This is a genomic window from Klebsiella sp. Sb-30, from assembly GCF_057652795.1.
In genome coordinates this window covers 4,637,785-4,664,783 of record NZ_CM172749.1, presented here as the reverse complement: position 1 = coordinate 4,664,783, position 26,999 = coordinate 4,637,785, and the positions used below count along the sequence as shown (strand labels likewise).

Annotated in this window: 27 protein-coding genes; 7 read left to right on the top strand and 20 right to left on the bottom strand. The window is 57.1% G+C overall.

Features of this window, described 5'->3' with window-relative positions:
• From AC236I_RS21835 to AC236I_RS21825, 3 genes are read left to right on the top strand one after another with little or no spacing between them, the layout of a single operon-like run.
• The gene (locus tag AC236I_RS21835; RefSeq protein WP_004857523.1) at positions 1-465 is read left to right on the top strand and encodes a MarR family winged helix-turn-helix transcriptional regulator; all 465 of its coding nucleotides are present in this window, start codon (positions 1-3) and stop codon (positions 463-465) included.
• Between the two features lie 6 nt (positions 466-471).
• Complete coding sequence (locus AC236I_RS21830; protein WP_004857525.1) at positions 472-1,539, top strand: HlyD family secretion protein; 1,068 nt, start codon at positions 472-474, stop codon at positions 1,537-1,539.
• Entirely contained in the window at positions 1,529-2,593 is a 1,065-nt protein-coding gene (locus AC236I_RS21825) for a DUF2955 domain-containing protein (protein WP_004857527.1), read from the top strand. The genes AC236I_RS21830 and AC236I_RS21825 overlap by 11 nt, the downstream gene beginning before the upstream one ends.
• Here AC236I_RS21825 and AC236I_RS21820 read toward each other — a convergent pair.
• From AC236I_RS21820 to AC236I_RS21800, 5 genes are all read right to left on the bottom strand, one after another.
• Positions 2,590-2,844, bottom strand: a complete 255-nt coding sequence (locus AC236I_RS21820; RefSeq protein WP_004857528.1) for a putative Se/S carrier protein — start codon at positions 2,842-2,844, stop codon at positions 2,590-2,592. The two genes, AC236I_RS21825 and AC236I_RS21820, sit on opposite strands and share 4 nt — an antisense overlap.
• Entirely contained in the window at positions 2,841-3,608 is a 768-nt protein-coding gene (yjiL, locus tag AC236I_RS21815; RefSeq protein WP_032716508.1) for a putative 2-hydroxyacyl-CoA dehydratase activator YjiL, read from the bottom strand. Before yjiL ends, AC236I_RS21820 begins: the two co-directional genes overlap by 4 nt.
• A gap of 9 nt (positions 3,609-3,617) precedes the next feature.
• The gene (locus AC236I_RS21810) at positions 3,618-4,769 is read right to left on the bottom strand and encodes a putative 2-hydroxyacyl-CoA dehydratase YjiM (RefSeq protein WP_487608633.1); all 1,152 of its coding nucleotides are present in this window, start codon (positions 4,767-4,769) and stop codon (positions 3,618-3,620) included.
• A 96-nt stretch (positions 4,770-4,865) separates the two neighbouring features.
• Positions 4,866-5,105 (bottom strand): DUF2164 domain-containing protein, encoded by a 240-nt coding sequence (locus tag AC236I_RS21805; RefSeq protein ID WP_004857534.1) that lies wholly within the window; start codon positions 5,103-5,105, stop codon positions 4,866-4,868.
• Positions 5,106-5,156: 51 nt separating this feature from the next.
• Positions 5,157-6,083 carry a LysR family transcriptional regulator gene (locus AC236I_RS21800; protein ID WP_004857536.1) on the bottom strand — a complete coding sequence of 309 codons (927 nt, stop codon included), beginning with the start codon at positions 6,081-6,083 and terminating at the stop codon, positions 5,157-5,159.
• A 224-nt stretch (positions 6,084-6,307) separates the two neighbouring features.
• On the opposite strand from AC236I_RS21800, the gene AC236I_RS21795 reads away from it, so the two are divergent.
• Complete coding sequence (locus AC236I_RS21795) at positions 6,308-7,540, top strand: dicarboxylate/amino acid:cation symporter (protein ID WP_004857539.1); 1,233 nt, start codon at positions 6,308-6,310, stop codon at positions 7,538-7,540.
• Between the two features lie 37 nt (positions 7,541-7,577).
• Positions 7,578-8,768, top strand: a complete 1,191-nt coding sequence (metC, locus tag AC236I_RS21790; RefSeq protein ID WP_015585218.1) for a cystathionine beta-lyase — start codon at positions 7,578-7,580, stop codon at positions 8,766-8,768.
• Between the two features lie 44 nt (positions 8,769-8,812).
• Here the strand turns inward: metC and AC236I_RS21785 are convergent, their stop codons facing one another.
• From AC236I_RS21785 to AC236I_RS21775, 3 genes are read right to left on the bottom strand one after another with little or no spacing between them, the layout of a single operon-like run.
• On the bottom strand, positions 8,813-10,096 hold the full coding sequence (locus AC236I_RS21785; RefSeq protein WP_081351904.1) for a DUF445 domain-containing protein: 1,284 nt from the start codon (positions 10,094-10,096) through the stop codon (positions 8,813-8,815).
• Positions 10,089-10,751, bottom strand: coding sequence for a LysE family translocator (locus AC236I_RS21780; protein WP_044350016.1), 663 nt, complete (start codon positions 10,749-10,751; stop codon positions 10,089-10,091). The genes AC236I_RS21785 and AC236I_RS21780 overlap by 8 nt, the downstream gene beginning before the upstream one ends.
• Positions 10,752-10,797: 46 nt before the next feature.
• Entirely contained in the window at positions 10,798-11,613 is an 816-nt protein-coding gene (locus AC236I_RS21775; protein WP_015585215.1) for an AraC family transcriptional regulator, read from the bottom strand.
• A 215-nt stretch (positions 11,614-11,828) separates the two neighbouring features.
• Between AC236I_RS21775 and AC236I_RS21770 the strand changes: the two genes are divergently transcribed.
• Together AC236I_RS21770 and AC236I_RS21765 are read left to right on the top strand one after the other, a co-directional pair.
• A complete protein-coding gene (locus AC236I_RS21770; RefSeq protein WP_044350018.1) occupies positions 11,829-12,746 on the top strand; it encodes an Rpn family recombination-promoting nuclease/putative transposase in 918 nt (305 codons plus the stop codon).
• Between the two features lie 212 nt (positions 12,747-12,958).
• On the top strand, positions 12,959-14,329 hold the full coding sequence (locus tag AC236I_RS21765; protein WP_004857549.1) for an NAD-dependent succinate-semialdehyde dehydrogenase: 1,371 nt from the start codon (positions 12,959-12,961) through the stop codon (positions 14,327-14,329).
• A 61-nt stretch (positions 14,330-14,390) separates the two neighbouring features.
• Here AC236I_RS21765 and AC236I_RS21760 read toward each other — a convergent pair whose 3' ends face one another.
• From AC236I_RS21760 to hpaD, 12 genes are all read right to left on the bottom strand, one after another.
• Positions 14,391-14,936, bottom strand: a complete 546-nt coding sequence (locus AC236I_RS21760) for a YfaZ family outer membrane protein (protein ID WP_004857551.1) — start codon at positions 14,934-14,936, stop codon at positions 14,391-14,393.
• 478 nt (positions 14,937-15,414) lie between these two features.
• Positions 15,415-16,371 (bottom strand): GTPase, encoded by a 957-nt coding sequence (gene yjiA, locus AC236I_RS21755; RefSeq protein WP_004857553.1) that lies wholly within the window; start codon positions 16,369-16,371, stop codon positions 15,415-15,417.
• A gap of 11 nt (positions 16,372-16,382) precedes the next feature.
• Positions 16,383-16,586: a YbdD/YjiX family protein gene (locus AC236I_RS21750; RefSeq protein ID WP_004857555.1), complete on the bottom strand. Its 204-nt coding sequence runs from the start codon at positions 16,584-16,586 to the stop codon at positions 16,383-16,385.
• Positions 16,587-16,684: 98 nt separating this feature from the next.
• On the bottom strand, positions 16,685-18,835 hold the full coding sequence (gene btsT / locus AC236I_RS21745; protein WP_004857557.1) for a pyruvate/proton symporter BtsT: 2,151 nt from the start codon (positions 18,833-18,835) through the stop codon (positions 16,685-16,687).
• A 334-nt stretch (positions 18,836-19,169) separates the two neighbouring features.
• Positions 19,170-19,682 carry a 4-hydroxyphenylacetate 3-monooxygenase reductase subunit gene (locus AC236I_RS21740; RefSeq protein ID WP_004857559.1) on the bottom strand — a complete coding sequence of 171 codons (513 nt, stop codon included), beginning with the start codon at positions 19,680-19,682 and terminating at the stop codon, positions 19,170-19,172.
• Between the two features lie 19 nt (positions 19,683-19,701).
• Positions 19,702-21,264 (bottom strand): 4-hydroxyphenylacetate 3-monooxygenase, oxygenase component, encoded by a 1,563-nt coding sequence (gene hpaB, locus AC236I_RS21735; protein ID WP_487608632.1) that lies wholly within the window; start codon positions 21,262-21,264, stop codon positions 19,702-19,704.
• Positions 21,265-21,612: 348 nt separating this feature from the next.
• Positions 21,613-22,503, bottom strand: a complete 891-nt coding sequence (gene hpaA / locus AC236I_RS21730) for a 4-hydroxyphenylacetate catabolism regulatory protein HpaA (protein ID WP_487608631.1) — start codon at positions 22,501-22,503, stop codon at positions 21,613-21,615.
• A 9-nt stretch (positions 22,504-22,512) separates the two neighbouring features.
• A complete protein-coding gene (gene hpaX / locus AC236I_RS21725) occupies positions 22,513-23,871 on the bottom strand; it encodes a 4-hydroxyphenylacetate permease (protein WP_004857564.1) in 1,359 nt (452 codons plus the stop codon).
• Positions 23,872-23,892: 21 nt separating this feature from the next.
• Positions 23,893-24,690 (bottom strand): 4-hydroxy-2-oxoheptanedioate aldolase, encoded by a 798-nt coding sequence (hpaI, locus tag AC236I_RS21720; RefSeq protein WP_004857565.1) that lies wholly within the window; start codon positions 24,688-24,690, stop codon positions 23,893-23,895.
• Positions 24,691-24,700: 10 nt separating this feature from the next.
• Entirely contained in the window at positions 24,701-25,504 is an 804-nt protein-coding gene (hpaH, locus tag AC236I_RS21715) for a 2-oxo-hept-4-ene-1,7-dioate hydratase (protein ID WP_004857566.1), read from the bottom strand.
• 195 nt (positions 25,505-25,699) lie between these two features.
• Positions 25,700-26,080, bottom strand: coding sequence for a 5-carboxymethyl-2-hydroxymuconate Delta-isomerase (locus tag AC236I_RS21710; RefSeq protein WP_004857567.1), 381 nt, complete (start codon positions 26,078-26,080; stop codon positions 25,700-25,702).
• A gap of 9 nt (positions 26,081-26,089) precedes the next feature.
• On the bottom strand, positions 26,090-26,947 hold the full coding sequence (gene hpaD / locus AC236I_RS21705) for a 3,4-dihydroxyphenylacetate 2,3-dioxygenase (RefSeq protein WP_004857568.1): 858 nt from the start codon (positions 26,945-26,947) through the stop codon (positions 26,090-26,092).
• Positions 26,948-26,999: the final 52 nt, after the last annotated feature.

Sequence of the window (26,999 nt, the reverse complement as noted above, 5' to 3'; positions counted from 1 at the left end):
ATGACCGAAGACGAACTGTTCGCCCGCCGCCCGATGGGAATGCGGATGGCGATGGTGGTACGCCAGTGGCGTGCGACTATTGACTCTGCTATCACCGATACCGGCCTGACCCAGTCAAGCTGGACGGTGCTGATGCAGCTGCATCAGCTGGGGGATAACGTCTCGGTCAGCGAACTGGCGGAGGTGCAGGGTATTGAACTGCCGCCGCTGATGCGCACCCTCACGCAGCTGGAAAACCAGGGCTATCTGGTGCGTTCCACATCGCCATATGACAAACGCATACGCCTGCTGACGCTGACGGCGGAAGGCCGGTCGATACTGGAAGAACTGAATCGTGTGATTGAGACCTATCAATCCCGCGTCACCCGGACCATTCCTGCGGCGGATCTCGCCACCTTCAGCGCCACCTTAAATCACATCGCCTGCAATTTGCGGACAATCCGCGAAGAAGATAACAAGATCTAAAAAACTATGATGACCCCTGAACAAAAATTTGCCCGCTGGGTAAGGGTAAGTATTGTCGCGTTCCTGACGATATTCGCCTGGTTTATCGTTGCCGATATCTGGATCCCGCTGACGCCGGACTCGACCGTCATGCGGGTCGTGACGCCCGTTTCACCACGTGTCTCCGGCTATGTGTCGCAGGTCTATGTGCACAACAATAGCCAGGTGAAGAAAGGGGATCTGCTCTATGAGCTGGATCCGACGCCGTTTATCAACAAAGTCCAGGCCGCGCAGATCGCCTATGAGCAAGCAAAACTGAGCAATCAGCAGCTTGATGCCCAGCTTGCCGCCGCACGCGCCAACCTGCGCACCGCGCAGTTCACCGCCCGCAACGATAAAGTGACTCTGGATCGCTATCAGCGGCTGAGCACCATGCAGAACGTTTCGCAATCGGATCTCGATAAGGTGCGCACAACCTGGCAGACCAGTGAACAGTCGGTCAGCGCGCTGAATGCCAGCATCCAGAATCTGCTGATCCAGCGCGGAGAGCGCGACGATAACCGTAACGTGACGCTGCAAAAATACCGCAACGCGCTGGAAGAGGCGCAGCTCAACCTTGGCTGGAGCAAAGTCTATGCCGAAACGGACGGAATGGTGAGCAACCTGCAGCTCAATCCGGGTCTGTATGCTACCGCCGCCACGCCGCTGCTGGCGCTGGTCAGCAACCATACCGATATCGTCGCTGATTTTCGTGAGAAGAGCCTGCGCCACACCGGGGTGAATACCGACGCTGCGGTGGTTTTCGATGCGCTGCCGGGGAGAGTATTTCCGGCGCACGTGACCAGCAGCGACGCCGGGATTTTAGCCGGCCAGGAAGAGGTTAACGGCCAGCTGTCGCAGCCGGAGCAGTCCACCCGCTGGGTGCGCGATGCCCAGCGGATGCGGATCCACGTCGCGCTTGATGAACCGCTGGACAAACCGCTGCCGACCGGCGCCCGTGCCACGGTTCAGCTCTATAACAGCGAGGGTCCGTTCGCCCGCACCTTTGCCGGCCTGCAGATCCATCTGGTGAGCCTGCTGCACTATGTCTATTAATACGCTGGCTCGCGTTTTCACCCCGCACGGTAATATCGTTTACACGGCGAATGACTTTCGTCAGACGCTGCGGATCGCCTTTGCCGGGATGATAGCGCTGAGTATCTCGACCTTCTACGATGTGCAGTACGGCGTCTTCTTTGTAGTCTATCCGCTGATGCTGCTGTCGCTGGTGCCGGTTTTTAATCGTCACGTCGCCAGGCAGTTTATCTTTAGTGCGGCAGTAAACTGCGTTGAAATGGTATTGATCGTCGGCTATCTGTCGCAATGGCCGATTGTGATGACGCTGGTGGTTTTTGGCCTCTACGTGATGCGTTTTCGCTTCATGAGCCAGGGACCGCTGTTTCTGCTGGGATCGATGGGGGTGGTCTGTCAGAGCACGATGCTCAACTTTATGAGCTATCCCACCAGCAACTGGCACACGCTGCTGTTCTCTAATATGGAAGCCTGCGTGATGGCGGTGGCGCTCAGCGCGTTAATGAATTACCTGATTCCGGACGTCGAACCGCGTAAGCCGCCGCCGCGAATCGAGAAAGACGCCGCCAGGGTGCGGCATGAATCGCTGCTCTCCGGCACCGTTGCCACCCTGATTTTCGTGGTCTTCCAGATCTGCGATCTCAGCGATTCCCTTTCGGCGCTGATGGCGGGGATCCTGATCCTGTTCCCGATGCATTACCGCGGCGCGGTGATAAGCTCGGTGTGGCGCGTCGCGGGGGTGGTGCTGTCCTGCCTGTATATTCTGGTGGTGCAGCTGCTTATCTACGATTTCAGCAATCATATGGTATTGATGATGCCGTTGATTGGCCTGGGTCTGGCCTTTAGCGCTCGCCTGCACGTAATGGAAAAGGTAGGCGCCGGGGTGGGCTTCGCCAGCATCACCACCATCGGGATCATGTTCGGCCAGAACCTGCATCCGGACCAGGATCTGATCTTCAGCGATCTGTACCGGATTACCTCGGTGACCACCTCGCTTATCGTCACGCTGACGCTGGTTTTCCTCGTGCACCGGATTCTGAACTGTTTTGCGCCGACGCGGTTCGTGATTACCGATTAATCCTTCTGCGGGAAGCTGGCGATGCACTGCCACGCTTCCCCACTCTGCTGATACAGCGCCGCCGTATGCCCCGCGATTATCCAGCTTCGCGCCGCGTCTTCCGTTCCCTCAATCAACACGCACAGACCGCAGCCGCTGCGCAGCTGGCGCGGAATATCTTTGATTTGAAAGGCAACCCCGGCGGCCTGCAGCGCCTTGCGGGTCTGTACCACGCCAACGGTTGAATGAAACAGATACAGCCAACTGCTCATTCGCGCCTCCGCAGACGCTGGCCGATTAGCGCCGCGCCGAGCGCCCCGGCGAACTGGGCGTCGGGATGGGTGGCGACCGGCATACCGACATGCGTCTCCAGCATGCGGGCGAAGGCGGCGCAGTGGCTGACGCCGCCGGTAAACAGCAATGGCCCCTGCGCGGACAAGCGGCCGATAAAGTTTGCGCTGCGCCGGGCCATGGCGTTGATCACCCCGGCCAGAATCGCCTCCGGCGCGACTCCGGCTGAACGCAGGCTGATAACTTCCGATTCGGCGAATACCGTGCACATGCTGGTGATGGCGTGCGCTTCAACGCCTTCGGTAATGGCGTCCAGCTGCTCGACGCTGGTGCCGAGGGTTCGCGAAATCACCTCCAGAAAGCGACCGGTGCCGGCCGCGCATTTGTCATTCATCAGAAAGTCGCTGAGGTTGCCCTGCGCATCCAGCTGGATGACTTTGCTGTCCTGGCCGCCGATATCAATAACCGTGCGGGTTTCCGGCGCCAGCAGACGTGCGCCGAGCCCGTGACAGGAAATCTCCGTCACCTGTTTATCGGCAAAATCAACCAGTTGGCGACCATAGCCGGTGAGGGTTAAAAAAGGGGGTTCCGCGAGGCCCGCGCGCAGGGTCTCCCAGGCGTCGTTGATGGCGTCGGCGGGGCGAAAAGGGGTCGGGCAGAGGAAACGGCGCGTAATGACGCCGTCTGCCAGCAGGATGCCTTTTGTCGCGGTGGAACCAGAGTCAATACCTACCGTGTAGATCACGCGCGCTCCTTACAGCATTTCGATAAATGCGGCGACGCGGGTACTGAGCTGGCCGAGATCTGCCGTCGAATAGTCGGTTTCAATCGCGATATAGGGGATGTCGTGCCGCTGACGTACGTGACGCTTAATCGCCAGCGATTCAACGGCGTAGGTATGGCAGGCCTGCAGGATGACGTCGACCACGCCATCGGCCTGATACTCCTCGACCATCTGGCTCAGCAGCTGCAGGCGCCGATCGTTGGGCGAAATGCAGGAGCAGCCAATAGCGAGATATTTATCGGTTAAGGCATCGTAGACGTCGCCATCTTCCGCCACACAGTGCTCGGTAGCTTTCGCGCCGGTGCAGTTCTCATAACCCACCACCCAGCCGCCGTTGTCTTCGATGGCGCGGACCACTTTTTCCGCCGCTCCGCCGATCGGGCAGCCGGTGATCAGAATACGCGGGCGGGCCTCCAGTCGTTGACCTTCCCGCCATTGTTGATGGATACGTTCTGCCATCGCGTTGAGTTCATCAATCAGCGCGGTTTTGTCGAAACGGAAGGTCGCGCCGTAAACCACTTTCAGTATCTCGCCGCCGCTGAGCGCCGGTGGATTTAACTGCCCGAGGCGATAGAAATTGGCCAGCGCCCGGCGTTCGCGATTTTTCAACACGATGGCTTCACGCAGCGCCGTTTCGCTGATTGGTGTTGCGAAACGCGTTTCAATCACCTGCTGCAGACGCTTGATCTCCGCTTTCCACAACGCCCGGGAGGCTGCGTCGCTGGCGCTGTTCGGTAGCTGCATCACGTGCACCGGCTTGAACTCGGCCATGTATTCGTACATCTTTTTTTTGCCATCGCAGGTGGTTTCGCCAACCACCTGGTCAGAGAAATAAAAGTAGGGGCATTTATCGGTTTTGCCGAAGCCATAGCTGCTTTTAATCAGCGGGCAGAGGTTGCGCGGCAGGTCTTTCTCCGCCTCTTCAATGGTCTCATCGGAAGTGGAACACAGCGAGACGACGACAGCGCCCGCCGCCATGGCTATCTCCTGTGGCATAAAGGTACAGTAGGTGCCGACTAGCGGCACATTCTGTTCTTTAAGGTCCATGACGGTGAGAAAACCCTTCTGACGAGCGTCCGAGAATTGGTCGAAGATGGCGGGTAGATCGGTGATGAGCGACATGATTTTCCTTCCCCGTACACGGGAGATGATGAAAGAGTCGCCATTATAACCATGTTGTTTGTGTGTATTTGTTGATCTTCCACCCATCCCGCGGCGTTAGTAGACCTTCTTCAAATCCATCTCTTCCTGAATGCGCTCGCTGTAAGCCACGTGGGTGCGGATCGCCTCCTCAATCCCGGCGTTATAGAACATAGGGCCGAGCTCTTTCGCGATAAAATCGACAAAGAACTCGGCGTCAAACTGCTCCAGTTCAAGGTCAAAATTCTGTTCGCAGTATGCGCATAGCTTTTCGCGCAGCAGATCGCGCTCGCCGGTCGTCAGGGTAATATCAGCCATTTTTGCTCCTTAAATGGACTCTGAATAAATCAAATGGCAGAGGAGATAAGGCTAGCTGGGGATCCAGCTATCCCATGTGGGCACCGGGCCGAGTTCTGCCACCAGGAAATCGATAAACGATCGTACTTTAGGATTGCTGTATTTGCTGGGGAAATAGAGCGCATACAGTGCGTGGGTTTCGCAGGCGATCGTCCCATCGAGGATCAGCGGCGTGATCTCCTCTTTCTGAATATGATCGCCGATCAGGTAGGTCGGCAGGTAGGCAACGCCCTGATCTTCCAGCACCGATTTTAACAGCACCAGGCTGCTGTTGGCCTGGATAGGCATGTGCAGCTTGAGCTGATGCGGGCGATCGTGTTCGTCGGTCACCTTCAGCACCGGCGTTAAACCGGGATAAACCAGGCAATCATGATTCACCAGATCGCTGCGCCGCACCGGCATCCCTTTTTTAGCCAGATAGCCGGGGGATGCACAATAGGCCCAGCGAATCGAAACCAGTTTGCGCATGGCGTAGTTTTGCGGCGGTGCGGTGGAGATACGCAGAGCGATATCGAAGTCGGTTTCATTGAGGTTGACGAAATTATCGTTCAAATCGATATACAGATTCACATCCGGGTATTGCTGGCGATATTTATCCACCAGGTTGACTAACCGGGAGTAGCCAAAGGCAATGGAGCAGGTAATTCGTAATTCACCCTGCGGGTTGTGATAATAGCCGGACGTGGTATTTAACGTATCATCAAACTCTTTTAGTAACTTATTGGCGCGATTAAAGAGATATTGCCCGGCATCGGTCAGCGTAATACTGCGGGTGGTACGCTTAATTAATGTTGTGCCCAGCGTATCTTCCATTGCCGAGAGGCTTTTACTGACCGCGGAGGGCGAGACGTTAAGCTGTACGGCGGCTTCAGATAATCCCCCGCAGTCGACAATTTTGATAAAAAACTCCAGATGCTTGAGTGAAATTGGCGTGCTCATTTTTTCCTTTAATTCACAAGTGATTTGCAAAAACGGTACGAATGAGCCGTTACATTCGTATCTGAAACATGCAACTATTGAATCACAGGAAACAACTTGCTGGCAAAATGAAAAAATAACAACTTAAGTGAGTTGCATCACAAAATAAAAGGAGGCGTCGCATAAAGTCATTAAATTGTGAATTTAATCTCATTTAATATAATTTTAATTAAAAGGTACCGGTTATGTGGTCACGACTCGAACCCTACAAATCCTCTATTATTTTATTAATTGCCCTGGTGATCGGCGGCCTGACAGGTATTTACGCCCCGGGACTGGCGGGTAAATTACAGCCGATAGGTCAGATATTCCTTAACCTGCTATTCATGATTATTGTCCCGCTGGTGGGAATCAGCGTGATGTCATCGATCGCCAGTATGACCGACCTGAAAAGGCTGGGACGCATTATGGCGATTATCTTTATTGTCTCGATTGCGATGGCCTTTATTCCCGCGGCCGGCATCGTCGCGCTCGCCTTATGGTACAACCCGGCGCAGGGAGTCACCATCGATCTGTCGCAGTCGGTGCAGGCGGGCAGCGGGAAGATGGATTTTGTCAGTATGATCACCACCAGCGATTTTCTCGGGCTGTTCTCGAAGTCCAATATTCTGGCGCTGATCGTGATGGCGATTATTGCCGGTGTGGCCATCGGGCAATCGGAACAGGCGGGTAAACGCATTGCCTCGCTGCTGGAAGATGCCAATACCGTCATCATGAAGATCGTCTCGATCATTATGAAAGTCGCGCCGATAGGTCTGGGCTGCTATTTTGCCGCGACGATGGCCAGCCAGGACTCGGGGCTGCTGCTGACCTTTGCCCGGGCGATCGGCCTGTTTATGGTTGCCACGCTGGCCTATTTTATTTTCGGTTCGATTCTCTATTCCTGGATCGGCGGCGGCATGCCGGCGGTGAAAGCATTCTGGCGTAATGCGGTTGAACCATCGGCGACCGCGCTCGGGACCTGCTCCTCATTAGGGACGCTGCCCGTCACCCTGCGCGCCGGTAAAGCGATGGGCATTAACCCGGAAATCGTCGATGTCTCTATTCCGCTGCTGGTTAACCTGAATAAGGGCGGCGTGGCCATGATCGCCGCACTGAAGATTGTTTTTATCTATTCGGTGCTGGGGATGGAATTCACCACCGAGACCTTCTTCCTGACCATGCTGATCGCCGTGCTCTCCGCCATTATCGTCGGCGGCGTACCGGGCGGCGCATTCCTCGGTGAAATTTTTATCGTCACCACGCTGGGGCTGCCGATGGAGGCGATCCCGATGCTGGTGGTATTGGGCACCATCACCGATGCCCCGGCGACCCTGATCAACGTGATTCATGATTTGAACGCCGCGCAGATTGTGGAACGCTTCGCCGGAAAAAAGCCGGCACAGGCTGAACTGAAATCCACGGCTGCCGCCGTATAAGCTTTCGCACGGATATAAGGATGTTACAGGAGACGTTATGAAGAACTCACTCAAGCTCGACACGCAGTTAATTATCGCCGGACGCGACAAACGCTACACTCAGGGGGCGGTAAACCCGGTTATCCAGCGCGCCTCTTCGCTGGTCTTTGAGACGGTAAAAGATAAAAAGTTTGCTACCGCCAATCGCGCCAACGGCGAGCTGTTCTATGGCCGCCGCGGGACCTACACCCATTTCGCATTTCAGAAAGCGATGAGTGAACTGGAAGGCGGCGCGGGCTGCGCGCTCTATCCGTGCGGGGCAGCGGCGGTGACCAATGCGATTCTGGCGTTCGTGCAAAGCGGCGACCATATCCTGATGACCGGCGCGGCCTATGAGCCAACCCAGGACTTCTGCAATAAGATCCTCAGCAAATTCAACGTTGAAACCACCTATTACGATCCGCTGATCGGCGCCGGGATTGCCGAATTGATCCGCCCGGAGACGAAAGTGGTCTTTCTCGAGTCCCCCAGCTCAATCACCATGGAAGTCCAGGATGTGCCGGGAATGGTCAACGCGATCCGCGCGGTAAATCCGCAGATCGTTATCATGATCGATAACACCTGGGCGGCGGGAGTGCTGTTTAAGGCGCTGGACTACGGGGTGGATATTTCGATTCAGGCTGGCACCAAGTACACCATTGGCCATTCCGACGCCATGCTGGGCACGGCGGTCTCCAACGCCCGCTGCTGGGATCGTCTGCGCGAAAACTCCTATCTGATGGGCCAGACGCTGGATGCGGATACCGCCTATAACGGCAGCCGCGGGCTGCGCACGCTGGCGGTGCGCCTCAGACAGCATCAAGAGAGCAGTATCCACATTGCTCGCTGGCTGTCGGCGAGGCCGGAAGTGGCGCGGGTGAATCATCCGGCTTTAGCAGAGTGTCCGGGCCACGAATATTTTCAGCGGGATTTTACCGGCAGCTCGGGCCTGTTCTCCTTCGTATTGAAAAAGCGCCTGACGGATGAGCAAATGTCGACGTTCCTCGATAACTTCTCATTGTTCCATATGGCCTACTCGTGGGGCGGGTTCGAGTCGTTGATTCTGGCAAACCAGCCGGAAGAGCTGAACAGTATTCGTCCGGCCGGCGAGGTGGATTTCAGCGGGACGCTGGTCAGGGTACATATCGGGCTGGAGGATGTCGGCGATTTGATTGCCGATCTGGAGGCCGGGTTTACCCGCATCGGCTAAACACAGGGCCCCGCCAGCGCGCGGGGCCGCTGTTTTGCGCTCGCTTAATGCAGAAACAGGGTCGGGATCTGCGACAACAGCCACAGTATCAGGCCGATAGAGCCGCCGACCAGGGTGCCGTTGATACGGATAAACTGCAGGTCTTTGCCGATATTGAGTTCAATTTGCCGCGACATATCCCGCGCATCCCAGCTTTTGACCGTATCGCTGATATGACGAGTCAGGAAGGCGGCAAACTCTGGCGCCACCCGATGGGCCGCCTGCTCCAGGTGTTCGTTTAGCGACTCGCGCAGCGCGTCATCGTGGAGCAGCGTTTCGCCAAACCACTGCCCGGCATCGGCAATCCGCTGTTGAATCCGCGAGTCGTCGCGGGTGACATCGTTCTTGATCCACGCCCGCAGGTCGGCCCATACCTCGCTGAGATAGCGGTTAAAGGCCTCATCATTTTTCAGGTACGCCTTGATGCCCTCCGCTTTTTCCGCCAGCAGCGGATCGGTTTTCAGGTTATCGATCAGTTTTAAGGTGGCGCGATCGAACGCCTGGCGGATCTGATGGCTGCGATCCTGGGTGACTTCGTCGAGCAGCGTATTCACCGCGTCGGTCACCATGTCGGCGCTGTGCTCGCCCAGCCATTCGGTGGGCAGAATTTTGGCCTTCAGCGGATGCTCGGTCTCCAGCCAGTGGACAATACCGCGGGCAATAAACGCGCGCGAACTGTCGCGCTGCAGCAACGCAATGAGCTGGGTAATGAGCGAGTCCAGCAGCTTCTGATGGCGATTGTTGCGGGTTAATCCCTCCAGCATCATGGCGCTGGTCTGCGTCAGATCGACCTTATCAATCGCCTTATGTACCGCCCGGCGCAGCAGACGCTGGATACGGGCGTCGTCGGTCAGTTCCAGAAAACCGCTCATGACCTGCAGCAGATGATGGCCCACTCGGCGGGCGTTTTCCGGCTGGCTGAACCAGTTTCCGAGCATCAGGGCAGGTTCATAGCGACGGATGAGCGCCACCAGCGAGGGCGTATCGAGAAATTTTTCCTGCACGAAATAACCAAGATTATCGGCGATCCTGTCCTTATTGCGGGGAATAATCGCCGTATGTCGGGAGATAAACGGCAGCGGGATACGGCGAAACAGAGCCACCACCGCGAACCAGTCGGCCAGCGCCCCGACCATCGCCGCTTCGGAGATGGCTTTGAGTGCGCTGACCCACGGCGTCGGCGGCAGCAGCAGGGTGGTGATAAAAATGGCGACCGCAATCAGCAGTAGCGACAGCGCCAGCAGTTTGGCGCGTTTCAGTTCAGCGATTTTTTCCATAGGCTTAAGCATATAGCCTGACGGCGGACTCGTGCAAAAACTGCCACACAATCCAGCAGCCAAAAGCCATCAGTACGCCGCCGGCCGCCCGCTCAACGCGCCAGACGACGGTGGAAAGTCGACGCTGCACCGCCGGCAGGGCAATCATCGTCACCAGTAAGAGATCCCACAGCAGCACGATACTGGTCATCCAGACTCCGCTGACGGCCTGCTGCATCAACGTGACGTCCGGACCCAGCAACGAGGTCATCAGCGCCAGATAAAACAGGGCGTTTTTAGGATTGAGTAGCGAAGAACCCAGCCCGAGAAGAAGCTGTTTTACCCGCGACGGGCGTGAAGCCGAGGCGCTGCGGACATCCAGCGTCGTCGGGCGGCTTCTCAGCAGCAGGCTGCCAATCCACAGCAGATATGCGGCGCCCAGCAGCTCGACGACGGTGAACAGTAGCGGCGCCTGACGCAGTACGCCCCAGCCGATAATCGCCAGCATAATGTACAGCCCGTTCCCGGCGGCAATACCGACGCACAGGCCGACGCTGCCGCGCAGGCGATAGCGAATGGCGTAGCCCATCAGTAAAAAGAAATCTGGCCCCGGGCTAAGCAGAGCAACGAAGTGGGAGAGCGCCAGCGCCGGAAACGCGGGCGGGAAAAACGACGTAAGCATATCCATAGCGACCTCACAAAGAACCTGAGATCAGCCTATGGCAAGCGGGGCGCTAATTATTGTCTGATATTGATCGGCCAAGTGCATACTGGCGCGGCGTAGCGGCGGTGTAGCTGACAAAGGTTTTGTGGAAATGACTCTGGTCGGCAAACCCGGCCTGGTAGCCGACGTCGGCGATCTCATCTCCGGCGCGCAGGCGCGTTTTGGCAAATTCGATGCGTGCCATATTCATAAAGCTGGCGGGCGTCAGGCCAGTGTCCTGCTTAAAGGTGCGAATCAACGTCTCTTTGCGCAGGGCGAACTCGTGGGCCAGCGCATCAAGAGAGGGCGGTTCTTGTAAATCGGCCGCCAGGCGACTGAAGATCCGTGAACTGGTCGCGCGCAGCGGTAGTGGCGGGGCGGCGGATAGCGGGAGCGCCCGCAGCAGTTGCGCGACCTGTTCGGGGAGCGCTGCCGTTTTCTGCCGCTCCATCAGCGCCACAATCTGCTGATATCGTTTGAAAAGCTCAGGATCGCGGATCACGGGCTGCGGCGCGTGTACCTGCGCCTGACTCGGGAAAAGCGGCAGCTGTTGCCGGCACCACGTCATATCGAGGTACAGCATATGGTAGCTGCGCGGCCGGCCATCGCGCGGGTTACAGCTGTGCGGCGCTTGAGCGGGGATAATGATCAGATCGCCGGGACGCAGCAGATATTCCCGCCCGTTGCACAGACAGCACGTTTCCCCTTCGATAATCGCCCCCACAGAGAGCTGCGAATGGCGGTGCCGTTTATAGGCCTGGCGGCTTTGCCGGGTGCTACGTAGTTCCAGCCAGGGCAGCTGCTCGTCGCGCCAGAAGGTTTGCAGGATATCGCGCGTATGGTTCACGAAAGGCTCCTTAGCGAAGGGGATAGGGGTTTATAGCACGCCCGCTGACGCCTGTCTGCGGGGCGTTCTGCGAGCGGGCAGGAAAAAAATTGTCGTTGTTACCGCCGGATAAAAATATCTTCCGTCCCGGCGCGCAAAGAGATAAGCGGCGGCGTGTGCGCTGGGCTAGCGGCGGGTAGAGTCGTTTTAGTGTCCCTCCGCGCAGGCTATTGATCATGCAAAAAGGTTCAACGTCGACGCCGCATGATGCGGTTTTCAAAAAGTTTCTCCGGCATACGGATACCGCGCGAGATTTTTTGGATATCCATCTACCGTCCTCGCTACGCCAGCTTTGCGAGCTGGAGACGCTACGGCTTGAATCCGCAAGTTTTATTGAGGAGGACCTGCGTGCTTGCTACTCCGATGTGCTTTGGTCGCTAAAAACCACCGCCGGCGAGGGCTATATTTACGTCGTTATTGAGCACCAAAGCTCGCCGGATGCCCATATGGCCTTCAGGCTGATGCGCTATGCCATTGCGGCGATGCAGCGTCATCTGGATGCCGGACATAAACGCCTGCCGCTGGTGATACCCATGCTGTTCTATCACGGTATCGCCACGCCTTACCCTTATTCGTTGTGCTGGCTGGATGGCTTTACCCACCCGGCTCATGCCCGCGGATTATATGCGACCGCTTTTCCGCTGGTGGATATTACGGTGATCCCGGATGACGAGATCGTCCAGCACCGACGCGTAGCGTTGCTGGAGTTCATGCAAAAGCATATCCGCCAGCGCGATTTGACGGGGCTGGTTGAGCAGCTAATTGTCATTTTGGTTAAGGAATATACTAATGACGGCCAGCTAAAAACGTTGTTTAATTACCTGGTATATTCCGGCGATGCCCCCCGTTTTGGCAGGTTTATTCGTGAGCTTGCCCGGCGGGCGCCGCAGCATCATAAGGAGGGGCTGATGACTATTGCGGAAAGACTCCAGGAAGTTGGGCGTAGAAAAGGTAAGCTTGAAGGGCGCCGCGAAGGCCAGCGAGCCGAAGGGCTACGCATTGCCCGTACGATGCTGGCGAATGGCATCGCTCTGGAGACGGTGCTGCGTATCACCGGCCTGTCAGAAGAGGAGATTACCGCCGCTAAGCGTTAATTGTGTCGCCACATGGCCTGATCAGGCGGCCTGGCCGCTATTACTGACTTCCTCGTTAAGCCTGTTCCGCGCCGGATATCGTCTGACGATCTCCGGCCAGAATCCTCCGTAAATACCTAACTTTACCTTCATGCCCAGCCATCTCTACTAACCTTAATACCCTGAGTAGTTTTTATGACTACGTAAATAGCGATAACAAGGAGACATACGATATGGCTTATCAGACGGTGAATCCTGCAAATAATCAGCTGATTAAACAGTATGCTGCGCACAGCGATGCGGACGTCGAAGCGGCGCTGCAGAAGGCGGATGCGCTCTACCATTCCGCGTGGTCGAAGGGGGATATCGACCGGCGTTTACCCGTTCTGCACAGGCTGGCGGATCTGATCGACAGCCGGGTTGAAGAACTGGCGAAAATCGCCAGTCAGGAGATGGGGAAACTGATTGCGCAAAGCCGCGGCGAGGTGAAGCTCTGTGCGCAAATCGCCCGCTACTATGCCGATAATGCGAAATCGTTTCTGGCTCCGGTGAAATATCCTTCCGCCATCGGCGAGGCCTGGGTTGAACACCATCCCATCGGCGTGCTGATGGCCGTGGAACCCTGGAACTTTCCTTACTACCAGCTGATGCGGGTACTGGCGCCAAATCTGGCGGCGGGGAACCCGGTTATCGCCAAACATGCCAGCATCGTTCCGCATTGTGCGGAGACCTTCGCCCATCTGGTGCGTGAGGCGGGAGCGCCGGACGGCGCGTGGACCAACCTCTTTATTTCCCAGGAGCAGGTGGCGAAAATTATTGCCGACGATCGCGTCCAGGGGGCGGCGCTGACCGGTTCGGAAAAGGCCGGCAGCGTGGTGGCGTCCCAGGCGGCAAAATACATCAAAAAGGCAACCCTCGAACTGGGCGGCAACGATGTGTTTGTGGTACTGGACGATGCTAGTCTGGAGAAGGCGGTGAAGACTGGCGTACAGGCACGGCTCAACAATGCCGGTCAGGTGTGCACTGCGGCGAAACGTTTTATCCTGCACGAAAAAATTGCCGACCAGTTCTTGAGCCAATTTACTGAAGCCTTCCGCCAGGTGAAAATCGGCGATCCGCTGGACGAGAGTACGACGCTGGGTCCGCTCTCCTCGAAAGATGCGCTGGAAACGCTGACCAGACAGGTGGATGAGGCGGTGAAAAACGGCGCCAGAGTGCATCTGGGCGGCAAACCGGCGCCGCGGGAAGGCAGCTTTTTCGAGCCAACCATACTGACCGGCATTACTCGCGATAACCCGGCGTACTTTGAAGAGTTTTTCGGCCCGGTGGCGCAAATCTACGTAGTGAAGGACGACGACGAGGCGGTGAAGCTGGCGAACGATTCGCACTATGGTCTGGGGGGCGCCGTGTTCAGCCAGGATATCGAACGGGCGAAACGGATGGCGTCGCGGATCGAAACCGGGATGGTCTATATCAACTGGTTAACCGATACCGCGCCGGAGCTGCCGTTCGGCGGCGTGAAGCGCTCTGGCTTTGGCCGCGAGCTGTCCGATCTGGGGATTAAAGAGTTTGTGAACCAGAAGCTGGTGGTGATTCGCCGGTAAGATTAGGATGCTAAAAGAAAAAACCTGCCGGATGGCAGGTTTTTTTACGCTTATCGGCGGGTCAGAAGGTGACACCACCGCCAATATAGGCGCCGTCAATCAGGGTGTGGTTTGGACGGCCGTCTTTCCCGTCGACGCTCACGTGACGGTAACCCACTTTCAGCGTTACCGGGGTAATCGGAGTCCAGCTCACGCCGCCGTTGGCTTCAACGTAGTTTTTCACGCTGTTATTCAGGCCTTCCGGCGCGGCATAACCTTCGCCAAATACGTGGATGCTGTCGGTCAGCGCAACGTTAACGCCGCCACCGATTGGGAACGCCACGCCGTTATCGCCTTTTTTCGGCCCAAGGTAGATGGCTTTCGCGCCGGCATTCAGCATCACCGGGCCAACTTCCAGGTTATAACCTGCGCCAACGCCGCCGGTCTGAGTACCATCGTCGGTATTTTTGAGCCAGTGACTTTCGGCATAAAGACCGGAGGAGGATTTACCCAGTTCCATATTAAGGTTGGTAAAGTTTTTCCCCTGCTCGACGGTAAAGCCCATCGCCATTGCGGAGCCGGAAACTGCGGTCAGCGCAGAAAGGATAAGGATATTGAGCTTTTTCATGGTTTATGCCTCGTCATCAAATTAATCTGCAGACACCCTAACAGGTGATATTTACGGCTGCAAATGTGATGTTAATCGATGTTTTATACCGTAAATGTTATTGAAAAACTTTTTTGATGTTGTGAATGCGTTACCTTGTCGCCGCGTCAACGATTAACGTTTTGCCGTTTAGGGTCAGTTTAATTTTTTGCCTAAACAGCAATTGAACAGAGGGGAGATATTGATTGGGGCTGAACTAATTTGCTTTCTAATAATTTCCAGAAATATTTCTATAGTTATAAGTAAATACTTAAATTTACATTTTTGTGATTAAAACTGACTCTAATATCTTAAGTGAAAGCCTGAATTGCATCATGAAGCCATCATCTGGAAGTACATCGAAGGAAACATTATTTATCGTGATACCCGAAAGGAATTTTGTACCGCCTGATGCCCTCGCGTTGCCCCTCTCCCCCAGGAAGAGGGAACGCCCGAACCGTTATTTGCGCAAGCCGGCAAACGCCGCGCGAATCTCCTCTTCCGGCAAATTAATGCCGATAAACACCAGCGTGCTGTGAGGCGCTTCATCGCCCCACGGGCGATCCCAGTCGGCGCTGTATAAGCGCTGGACGCCCTGGAACAGCAGGCGATTTGGCTCGCCGTCAATCCACAGCATCCCTTTGTAGCGCATCAGCTGTTCGGCGAAAGAGAGCAGCAGGTTTTCCATCACCCGCGACACTTCGCTGATATCGACCGGGTAATCCAGCTCGACCACGATAGACGCGACGTCGTTTTGCTTATCGGCGATAAAGTGGAAGCGCGGCACGCTGCTCACGACATTCTCTTCCAGCATAAAGCCGCTGGTATTAAACAGCTGGCTCAGGTCGATATCACCGTGGACTACGGTATAAACCGGCGCCCGGGCGTTGATCCGCGCCAGCCGTTCGCGCAGCTTGTCGCTGTCGCCCGCCACGTCCGTTTTTGTCAGCAGGATACGATCGGCGTAGCCCACCTGCGACTGGGCGATGGTGAACTGGTTCATCTGTTGGTCGGCATGGACCGCATCCACCAGCGCAATCACCCCGTCGAGCAGATAGCGTTCGCAGAGAATCTCATGAGAGAAGAAGGTCTGAATAATCGGGCCAGGGTCGGCCATGCCGGTGCACTCAATCACCAGCCGGTCAAAATCAATGTCGCCGCGATCGCGGCTGTCGAGCAGGTCGAGCAGCGCGTCTTCCAGCTCGTTGGAACGGGTGCAGCAGATGCAGCCGTTGGTCAGGGTTTTGATCTGCGTGGCGCGGTCGCCAATCAGCTGATCGTCAACGGCGACTTCGCCAAATTCATTTTCGATAACGGCGATTTTAAAGCCGTGCTGTTCGTTAAGAATATGGCGCAGCAGGGTGGTTTTACCCGCGCCAAGAAACCCGGTCAACAGGGTGACTGCAATCGGTGCCATGTTTGCCTCCATTAACAGCAGCGTACGCCGCCTTTGCCGTCGCCGCCGTAGCGGGCCTGCTGGCGTTCGCGGAAGAATTCGTTATAGGTCATGTAAGGCTTATCCGGATGGTTGGCTTTCATATGCTCGACGTAATTGTCGTAGTCCGGAATGCCAATCAGCATTTTGGCTGCCTGACCCAGGTATTTTTTTGCTTCGCCTAAGTTACCAAACATCGTGAGTTCCAGATAGAAAAAGCCCGGTGGCGCTACGCTGACCGGGCCTACAGGACCTTTGCAGACCGGATAAACGTAGCGCTATCCGGTATTAAGGCTTAGTGATGGGAAGAGGTTTTCACGCCGCCTTCCGGTACCGGCACGTACGGGGTCTCTTTGTCGGTGCGGACTTTGTTGTTACGCACGTTGAGCCACGTTTTGATGCCGTAGAAGATGATGCTGTAAACCACCACCAGGAACAGAATACTCAGACCGGCGTTAGTGTAGTTGTTCACCACGATATGGTTCATGTTAGCAATCTGCTGCGCGGTCAGTTCGCCGCCGGAAGCAATCTTCTCTTTATACTGCTGAGCCATGAAGAAGAAGCCTTCCATCTGCGGGTTGGTGCTGAACAGTTTCAGACCCAGCGCCCAGGTGGTGCACAGCAGCAGCCATGCGGCCGGGATCACCGTAACCCAGATGTATTTAGTACGCTGCATTTTGACCAGTACCACGGTACCAAGCACCAGCGCCACGGCGGCCAGCATCTGGTTAGAGATACCGAACAGCGGCCACAGGCTCTTCACGCCGCCCAGTGGGTCGACCACGCCCTGATACAGCAGGTAGCCCCACAGTCCGACGCAGCCCGCGGTACCGATAATGCCGGCCACCAGCGAGTCGGTTTTCTTGAGGAACGGCACGAAGTTGCCCAGCAGATCCTGCAGCATAAAGCGGCCTGCACGGGTACCGGCATCCAGCGCGGTAAGGATAAACAGCGCTTCAAACAGAATACCGAAGTGGTACCAGAAGCCCATATCCGCCATCGGCATGATTTTGTGGAACACGTGAGCGATACCAACGGCCAGAGTCGGCGCGCCGCCCGCGCGGTTCAGTACCGACGGCTCGCCGATATCTTTCGCCGTTTGCAGGATCTGCTCAGGTGAAATCACAAAGCCCCAGGAGCTGACGGTCGCCGCGGCGTGGACGGTCACATCTTTCAGCTGTGCGGCAATCAACGCGGCGTTTTCACCGCCCATTTCGTGCAGGTTCGGCATGGTGATGCCCAGGCCTGCCGGCGGGGTGTTCATCGCGAAGTAGAGGCCCGGCTCGATGATCGACGCCGCAACCAGCGCCATCACCGCCACGAAGGACTCCATCAGCATCGCGCCGTAGCCGATAAAGCGGGCGTCGGTTTCATTAGCCAGCAGCTTCGGCGTGGTGCCGGAGGCGATCAGCGCGTGGAAGCCAGATACCGCGCCACAGGCGATAGTGATAAACAGGAACGGGAACAGCGCACCTTTCCACAGCGGACCGGTACCATCGATGTACTGGGTGACCGCCGGCATTTTCAGATCCGGGTTGAGGATCACGATGCCCAGCGCCAGGCCAACGATAACGCCGATTTTCAGGAAGGTCGCGAGGTAATCACGCGGCGCCAGAATCAGCCACACCGGCAGCAGCGCGGAGATAAACGCGTAGCCGATCAGGGTAAAGGTGATGGTGGTGTCTTTAAAGGTCAGCGCCGGACCCCAGTACGGGTCGTGGGCAATGATGCCGCCGAAGTAAATGGAAGCCACCAGCAGGACGATACCAATCACCGACACTTCACCCACGCGACCCGGGCGCAGGAAGCGCATATAGATCCCCATAAACAGGGCGATCGGGACGGTCGAACAGACGGTGAAGACGCCCCACGGGCTTTCTGCCAGCGCTTTTACCACGATCAGCGCCAGCACCGCGAGGATGATGATCATAATCAGGAAGCAGCCGAATAGCGCAATGGAACCCGGAACCGGCCCCATCTCTTGCTTGATCATCTCACCCAGCGAGGCACCGTTACGACGCGAGGAGATAAACAGCACCATAAAGTCCTGTACCGCCCCGGCCAGTACCACCCCCGCCAGCAGCCACAGGGTACCCGGCAGGTAGCCCATCTGCGCGGCGAGAACCGGACCCACCAGCGGACCGGCACCGGCGATAGCGGCAAAGTGGTGGCCGAACAGCACGTAGCGGTTGGTCGGGACGTAGTTCAGACCATCGTTGTTAATCACCGCCGGCGTAGAACGCGTAGGATCGAGCTTCATCACCTTTTGCGCGATATACAGGCTGTAATAACGGTAGGCGACGAGGTAGACGGAAACTGACGCCACCACGATCCACAGCGCACTGACGTGCTCACCGCGGCGCAGAGCGACGACTGAGAGGCAAAATGCCCCGATGATTCCAAGAATCACCCAGGGTATGTGCTTGAATAACTTTTTAGTATCCATAGTAAAACCTGGCGTTAATAAGATGAATAATGGGCCGAAGCCGTCTGGGTTTAAGTTAGGGTTTGAGGAGGTATTGGTTAGCTATGCTGGGGACGATCTTGCCAGAACTCCGCGCGCGTAAAGTTGGGTAAATCTGTGAGTGGTTATATGTGGGGTTAAGCGGTTGCCAGGCGGGATAAGCGGTTGGGCAGGAAATGAGCAGCGGGTAAACATGTGATTGAGATCACAAGATTTTTTCCACCTCTTTTTCCTCCCCGCAGGGGAGAGGAAAAAGAGAGGAGAACAGAGAACAGGGCACAGAAAAGAGAATGTCAGAAGCGAAGGTGGCAGAACGTTATACCGCGACCTCGATTTCCATCATCACCGGATGGAAACGGCGCTTAAAGTAAATCAGCCCATGGCCTTCCTGGCTCAGGGTGATGTTCTTGATCTCGACCAGATAGACCAGGTGGCTACCGATGGTCTGCACCTGGCTTATCTCCCCTTCAAGGCTGGCCAGCGACCCTTTCAGAACCGGCTGTCCCAGGGCCCCTTTTTGCCAGCAGGAGAGGCTAAAGCGGTCTTCCATGGCCATCCCGGTCATGCCGGCGAAATGGCGGGCCATCACTTCCTGCTCATGGTTCAGAACGTTAACGCACAGTTTGCCGTTGCCCTGGAATACCGGGTTCATCGCGCTGTTGGCATTGATGCACACCATGACCGACGGCGGCGTATCGGTGACCGAGCACACGGCGGTGGCGGTGATGCCGCAGCGGCCGGCGTCACCCTCGGTGGTAATGACGTTGACCGCAGCCGACAGGCTGGACATGGCATCGCGAAAACGCAGTCGTTGTTCATCTAATTGCATTGTGACCTCCCGCTGCGAATTACTTCAGCAGCTTATCCAACATATTGATATCAGAGTTGTTGTGCAGGTGTGGCACCGTCCAGCCGTTCTGGTCGTACTCGGACAGGCAGCGGTCGACCATCGCCATCATTTTGTCCATGTTGCCGGAGCTTTGCGCCTGACGCAGACACTGCAGGCGGATTTCGTCCTGGCTTCCGGAATAGTTGATTTCATACAGCTCGTGGCGGCCGCCGAATTCGCTGCCGATCGCGTCCCACATCAGCTTGAGGATCTTGATACGTTCAACGTGGTCCATGCCGTTGGAGCCGCGAACGTATTTCGCCAGATACTGGTCGATCTGCGGGTTGTTCAAATCGCGTGCGCTGGATGGCAGGTAGATCAGGCCGCTGGTCACGTTACGTTCGATAATATTTTTTATCTTGGCATAGGCCATCGGCGCCATCACGCGGTAGGTCTGCAGCGCGGCGTGATCCGGCAGCCAGGCGCCATTCACCCACGGCGTCGCTTCGGAACACATGGAGTCGCTCAGCGCCCAGAACATATTGCGCCAGGCGACCACTTCGCCGAGATCGGCCTGTACACCGCGGAACTCCATGGTGCCGGTACATTCCAGCGAGCGTTTGAGCAGGGCGGTGATAAAGTCGAGTTTGACCGCCAGGCGTACGCAGGCCTGCAGCGGATACATACGCGCAAAGCCGCCTTCCATCGTCCAGCGACGACAGCGATCGAAATCGCGATAGATCAATATGTTTTCCCACGGAATCAGTACCTTATCCATCACCAGGATCGCATCGTTTTCATCAAAGCGGCTGGAGAGCGGATAGTCGTACGGCGATCCGGTGACCCCGGCAACCATCTCATAGGAGGCGCGGGAGATCAGTTTGACGCCTTCGGCATCCATTGGCGCGACGAACATCAGGGCGAAGTCCGGGTTTTCCCCCATCACCTGCGCAGAACCAAAACCGATCATGTTGTAGTGGGTCAGCGCCGAGTTGGTGGCGACAACTTTCGCGCCGCTGACGATGATCCCGGCATCGGTCTCTTTTTCCAGCTTGATGTAGACGTCTTTCACTTCGTCGGCCGGTTTATGACGGTCAATCGGCGGGTTGACGATGGCGTGGTTAAAGTACAGGCCGGTTTCCTGAATGCGGGTGTACCAGTTGCGGGCGTTCTGTTCGAACTGGCCGTAGAAAGCCGGGTTCGCACCCAGCGCGCAGCCGAAGGCGGCTTTGTAATCCGGGGTACGGCCCATCCAGCCGTAGCTCAGGCGCGACCACTCGGCAATCGCATCGCGCTGCTGGCGCAGATCGTCGGCGCTTTTCGCCACGCGGAAGAATTTATGGGTATAGCCGCCGCTGCCGGTATCGGTGTTCCAGCACAGGGAGTCCTGCATTTCCGGTTTATGCAGCGCATCGTACAGCTGGGCGACGGAGGCGGCGGCGTTGCGGAAGGCCGGATGCGTGGTGACGTCTTTGACGCGTTCGCCGTAGATGTAAATCTCGCGGCCATCCTGCAGGCTTTTCAGGTACTCTTCACCGGTTAACGGGCGTTTCGCGTCTGTGCGGAAATCTTCAGGTTTCATAGGGGCCTCTTCAGTATTTATCGGAATATCCCGTCCTGCTTCGGGCTGCCTGTCTGGTGGCTGCCTGCGAATGATTTCGGGCATTAATGTTAAATTTATGTTTTGTTTTTGTTGTTCAATTGAAGCGGTTATTGCGTCATTCGTGAAGGGACGTTTGCGACAACGGCAGGTACTTTTCAGGGGGAGTGTGGTTCTGTGATCGAGGTGGTGTTTTCGCTGCAGAGGCCAGCCTTTTTCCCGGCGTAGCTACGCTGGCCGGGTGATGTCCCTGGCGGTATTTCGGCCGCTGGCGCTGCGCTTACCCGACCTGCGTGCCGTCGCTTCGCTAAGCGTAGCGCCAGCGGGAAATTAAGACACCGGTACTTTTTGCGCACGGTAGCTGCTGGGCGAACAGCCGACCTGGCGATTAAAAAAACGAGCGAAATAGGCGGGGTCTTTAAACCCCAATTGCCAGGCTATCTCGTTGACCGCGCTATCGGAAAACAGCAGCAGCCGTTTGGCCTCACGTAGCTGGCGGTCGAAGATCAACCGCTTCGGCGGTCGGTTGGCAAAGCGGCGGCAGATGTCGGTCAGCCGTGATTCGGTAACGTGCAGCTCGTTGGCATAGTCCGGTACCGCCCAGTGCTGGTGGTAGTGACTGTCGATCATCTGGTTAAAGCGCTGAAACAGCTTCAGCTCGCCGCGCATACCGCTGGCGGCATGATCGTCGAGCCTGGCGTTACGCAGCAGCAGAGTGAACACCGCCTGCGCCAGCAGCGCCAGGGTATGTTCGCGCCCCGACAGCTGCGCGGTCGATTCGCGTTTAATCAGCTGCCAGTAGTGCGCCAGCGCCGTCAGTTCATCGGGTTTATCCGCCAGCGACAGACACATACCCGGCAGCCCGAACGCTTCCCGCGTTCCGGGATAGAGGACTTCCAGCAGCGGCCAGATCAGATCTTCGTGCACGGTCAACACGTGCCCGTCGCTGTCGGACTCGGTGATAAAAGCGTGCGGCACCGACGGCGGCGTCAGGACAAACAGCGGCGCCTGCACCGAATAGCGGTGATCGTCGAGCTGCAGTTCAATCTGCCCGGTATCGAGAAAGTGCATCTGAAAGTACTGGTCGTGTCGATGCGCCTGCATGTCGCGGCCAAAAAAGGCCGCCATGCGGGCAAACGACTGATAGTGCACATCCTCGGTCCCCAGACTCTCATCGTAATCTTTGTTGATATCGATATTAGCGATTGAGGGCTGACACATGGGCACTCCTTAATGACTTTTCTGGGCGGCGAGTCCTGCCTCAGCGGCGGCGTCTTCCCGCGCACTCATCGGAATTCGGGTCAGCACCAGCGCGCCGACGACCAGCAGTCCGGCGACAAACCACAGTCCGGAGCTAAAGCTACCGGTAGCATCACGCAAAATACCGATCAGCAGTGGGCTGACGGCGGATCCGATATTGCCGATAGCGTTGATGACCGCCAGCGCCACCGCCCGCGATTGCAGGCTGATCACCCGGTCCGGGGTGGTCCAGAAAATCGCCATGGCGGTAAAAGAGCCCACGGAGGCCATAATGATGCCGATCAGCTGGATCAGCGCGTGGTGGGTGGCGGAGGCCAGCAGCCATCCGGCAGCGGCGAACAGATAGGGCAGGATGGTATGCATCTTGCGCTCTTTTCGCCGATCGGATCGCCGGCTCCACCAGATCATCCCGAAAATCGTACAGAACTGCGGAATCGCCGCCAGCATCCCGATCACAATGTTGCTACTGCCGGTGTTGAAGCTCTGCAGGATCTGCGGAGTCCAGATATTGATAGCGCTCAGGGTATTGGTCAGACAGAAGTAGGCGAGCGTGTACATCAGCACCGCCGGCGTCAGCACTTCCCGCAGGGTAGAGCGTCCGGAGGCTGGAATCACGGTGGCGCTTTCGCGCTCGCGTGCAATCATCGTTTTCAGCGCCTGCTTCTCCTCCTTATCCAGCCAGCTGGCCTGATCCGGGGTATCGTTGAGGAAGAACCAGGTCACCACGCCGAGCACCACCGACGGCAGCCCTTCCAGCAGGAACAGCCACTGCCAGCCCTTCAGGTTCCACAGGCCATCAAGCGCCAGAATATAGCCGGAGAGGATAGAGCCAAGCATCATGGTCACCGGCATCGCTATCATAAACAGGGCGTTGGCGCGGGCGCGGTGATAGGCCGGGAACCACCAGGTCAGGTAGACCAGGATCCCTGGCAGGAAGCCGGCTTCAGCGATACCAACCAGCATGCGCAGGATATACAGCGTATGCGGGTTGGTGGCAAACATCGTACAGGTTGACGCGATCCCCCACACCACCATGATCCCGGCGATCCAGCGGCGGGCACCGACCTTCGCCAGCATGATATTGCTGGGGATCCCGCACATCACGTAGGTGACGTAAAACAGCGTCGCCGCCAGGCCAAACATGGTGGAGGTCAGACCGAGATCTTTGCCCATCGTCAGCCCGGCGAAGCCGATATTAATGCGGTCCAGAAATGAGAAAACAAAAAGCACGAACAGGAAGGTGATAAGGCGGCGGAACAGCTTTTTGATCACCCGATTTTCTACTTCAACGACTTTATTTTCATTGTGTTGCAGGGTAGAGGTTGTCATGATGCACTCCACATTATCCGTTCAGTAGACGGATTTATTGTTATCAGTTGTGGTGGTGATTGCGTCGGTAAACCGTGCTGCCAGCGCTTCTGCGCCGCGGGCCAGCAGGGTGGTATCGACACCGACGGCGACGAACAGCGCCCCCAGCTCGAGGTAGCGTTTCGCCAGCTGTTCATTGGCCATCAGAATGCCCGGGGCTTTACCCGCCTCGCGAATCAGGACGATGGCGCTTTCAATGGCCGCCTGCACCTCAGGATGCTGCGGATTACCGCCGAAGCCCATATCCGCGCTCAGATCCGCCGGGCCGATAAACACGCCGTCGACGCCTTCTACCGCGAGAATCTGCGGTAGATTTTTCAACGCCTCGCGAGTTTCAATCTGCACCAGCACGCACATGGCATCGTTGGCCTGATGGATATAGTCCGGAACGCGGTTCCAGCGAGAAGCGCGCGCCAGGGCGCTGCCGACGCCGCGAATACCGGCCGGCGGATAGCGGGTGGCTTTCACCGCCAGCTGCGCTTCTTCGGCGTTTTGTACCATCGGCACCAGCAGCGTCTGTGCGCCGATATCCAGCAATTGCTTAATCTGCACCGGGTCATTCCACGACGGGCGAACCACCGGCTGGCTGGAGTAGGGGGCGATCGCCTGCAGTTGGGTCAACACCGTTTGTACATTATTCGGCGCGTGTTCGCCGTCAATCAGCAGCCAGTCAAACCCGGCGCCGGCCAGCAGTTCGGCGCTGTAGCTGCTGCACAGCCCCAGCCACAGGCCGATTTGTGGCCGTCCGGCCTGCAGCGCCTCTTTAAACGTGTTATTCATCATCTTCCCCTTACACAAAGCGGCAGCTGATTGCGCCCATGTTGCCGTAATCGACGTGGAAGGTATCACCCTTACGCGCCGGTACCGGGCGGGTAAACGAGCCGCCGAGGATGATCTGCCCGGCTTCCAGCTGGACATCGTATGGCGCCAGCTTATTCGCCAGCCAGGCGACGCCGTTTGCCGGATGGTTGAGCACCCCGGCGGCAACGCCGGTCTCTTCGATCACCCCGTTGCGGTACAGCAGGGCGGAGATCCAACGCAGATCCAGCTCGTCGGGCTTAATCGGCCGCCCGCCGAGGATCACCCCGGCGTTGGCGGCGTTATCGGAGATGGTGTCGAAGACTTTGCGCGGGCGCTGGGTTTGCGGATCGATGTTGTGGCAGCGGGCGTCGATCAGCTCCAGCGCCGGGATCACATAGTCGGTGGCGTTATAGACGTCGAACAGGGTGCAGTTCGGGCCACGCAGCGGTTTCGCCAGCACGAAAGCCAGCTCGACTTCAATCCGCGGCACGATAAAACGGTCGGTCGGAATGTCGCTACCGTCGTGAAAAAACATATCATCGAGCAGCGCGCCGTAGTCCGGCTCGCTAATTTGCGAACTGGCCTGCATCGCTTTTGAGGTCAGGCCGATCTTATGGCCCTTCAGCACCCGCCCTTCGGCGATCTTCATCTCAACCCACTCGCGCTGGACGGCGTAGGCGTCCTCAATGGTGATCGACGGATAATCCAGCGAGATCGCGCGGATCTGCTCACGTTGTTTTTCGGCCTGATTCAGTCGCTGGGCGATCAGGGTGCGGGTTTGTTTATCGAGCATAGTGGCTTCCTGTTACCTCGTTCGGTGTCGCGGTGTCGCGGCGCCGGGTGGCGCTACGCTTACCCGGCCTACGGTTGGTGCATTGTTCTGACTGTTGCCGACCCGGTGGCGCTACGCTTACCCGGCCTACGGTGCGTGCATCGTTTTGCCTTTTGTAGGCCCGGTAAGCGCAGCGCCACCGGGCGAAAAGGGGCGCTATTTAAACAAGGCGTGGACATTATTCTGTTTGTAGTTCAGCGTCGGGTGCAGTTCTTCAATCTCAAATGACAGCGCCAGATAGCGGCTCTCCATCAGAGCGGCGAAGTGGCTTTTTATCAGCCCAAACAGCATTTCGCCGACCTCTTCACGGCTCTCCAGGCTACGCCCGCTGCCGATTTTCAGCGTCATATGCACGAAGGCGTAATCCTGCTTGCCGTCGGCCATCTGCCAGGTGTCCAGCCAGATGGCGCGGCTGCGGATGCCACCCAGCGGGAAGATGCCGGTGGCGGCCAGCGCCTGATTGACCTGGGCGAACAGGCCGGGTAAATCAGCCTGTTCGCGGATGTTGTCGGTACACTCAGCGATAAAATGCGGCATGGTGGCTCCTTACGCCTGGGCCGGAAGCGGGAACACAGCGTTGACCTGGCCGGTGCCGGAACTGGCGAACAGGTCGGTAATAAACTCCACCTTGCCATCATATTTATCCCAGCCGAGCACGCCGAGCAGCATCACCGTGTCGTGCATATTGCCTTCGCCGTAGCAGTAGTCGGCATATTCCGGCAGCATGGTGCAGAACTCTTTGAACTTGCCTTCACGCCACAGCTTGACCACGCGTTCATCCATCTGATGATCAAACTCGCGGGTGTAGCTGTTCATCCCCTCTTCGGCGCGCTGGTCGTCGATAAAGCGGTGCGACAGTGAGCCGCTGGCGAAGACCGCCACGGTACCGTCATACTTTTCAATGGCTTTAACGATGGCTTCGCCCAGCTTGCGGCTGTCGGCAAAATCGTGAACGGTGCAGAACGCGGAAATCGACACCACTTTGAAATGCTTATCGCTGTTCATGTAGCGCATCGGCACCAGCGTGCCGTACTCCAGCTTCAGGCTGGGGATGTTGTGCGCTTTCGCCCGCACGCCCAGTTTGACCGCTTCGTCGGCAATCATCTGACCCAGCTCCGGGTTGCCGTCGTAGTCGTAGGTCATATCGCGGATAAAGTGCGGCAGTTCGTTGCTGGTATAGACGCCTTTGAAATGGTCGGCGCAATTAATGTGGTAGGCGCTGTTGACCAGCCAGTGGGTATCGAAAACGATAATGGTATCGACGCCCATTTCTCGGCAGCGCTTGCCAATTTCTTTATGGCCGTCGATGGCAGCCTGACGACAACCATGATTTTTCCCCGGCAGTTCAGAGAGATACATTGACGGCACGTGAGTGATTTTGGCGGCTAACGCTAATTTGCCCATGCGGTGTTCTCCTTACATAACCTGAATAGTATGAGCCGCAGCCCGCCAGGGT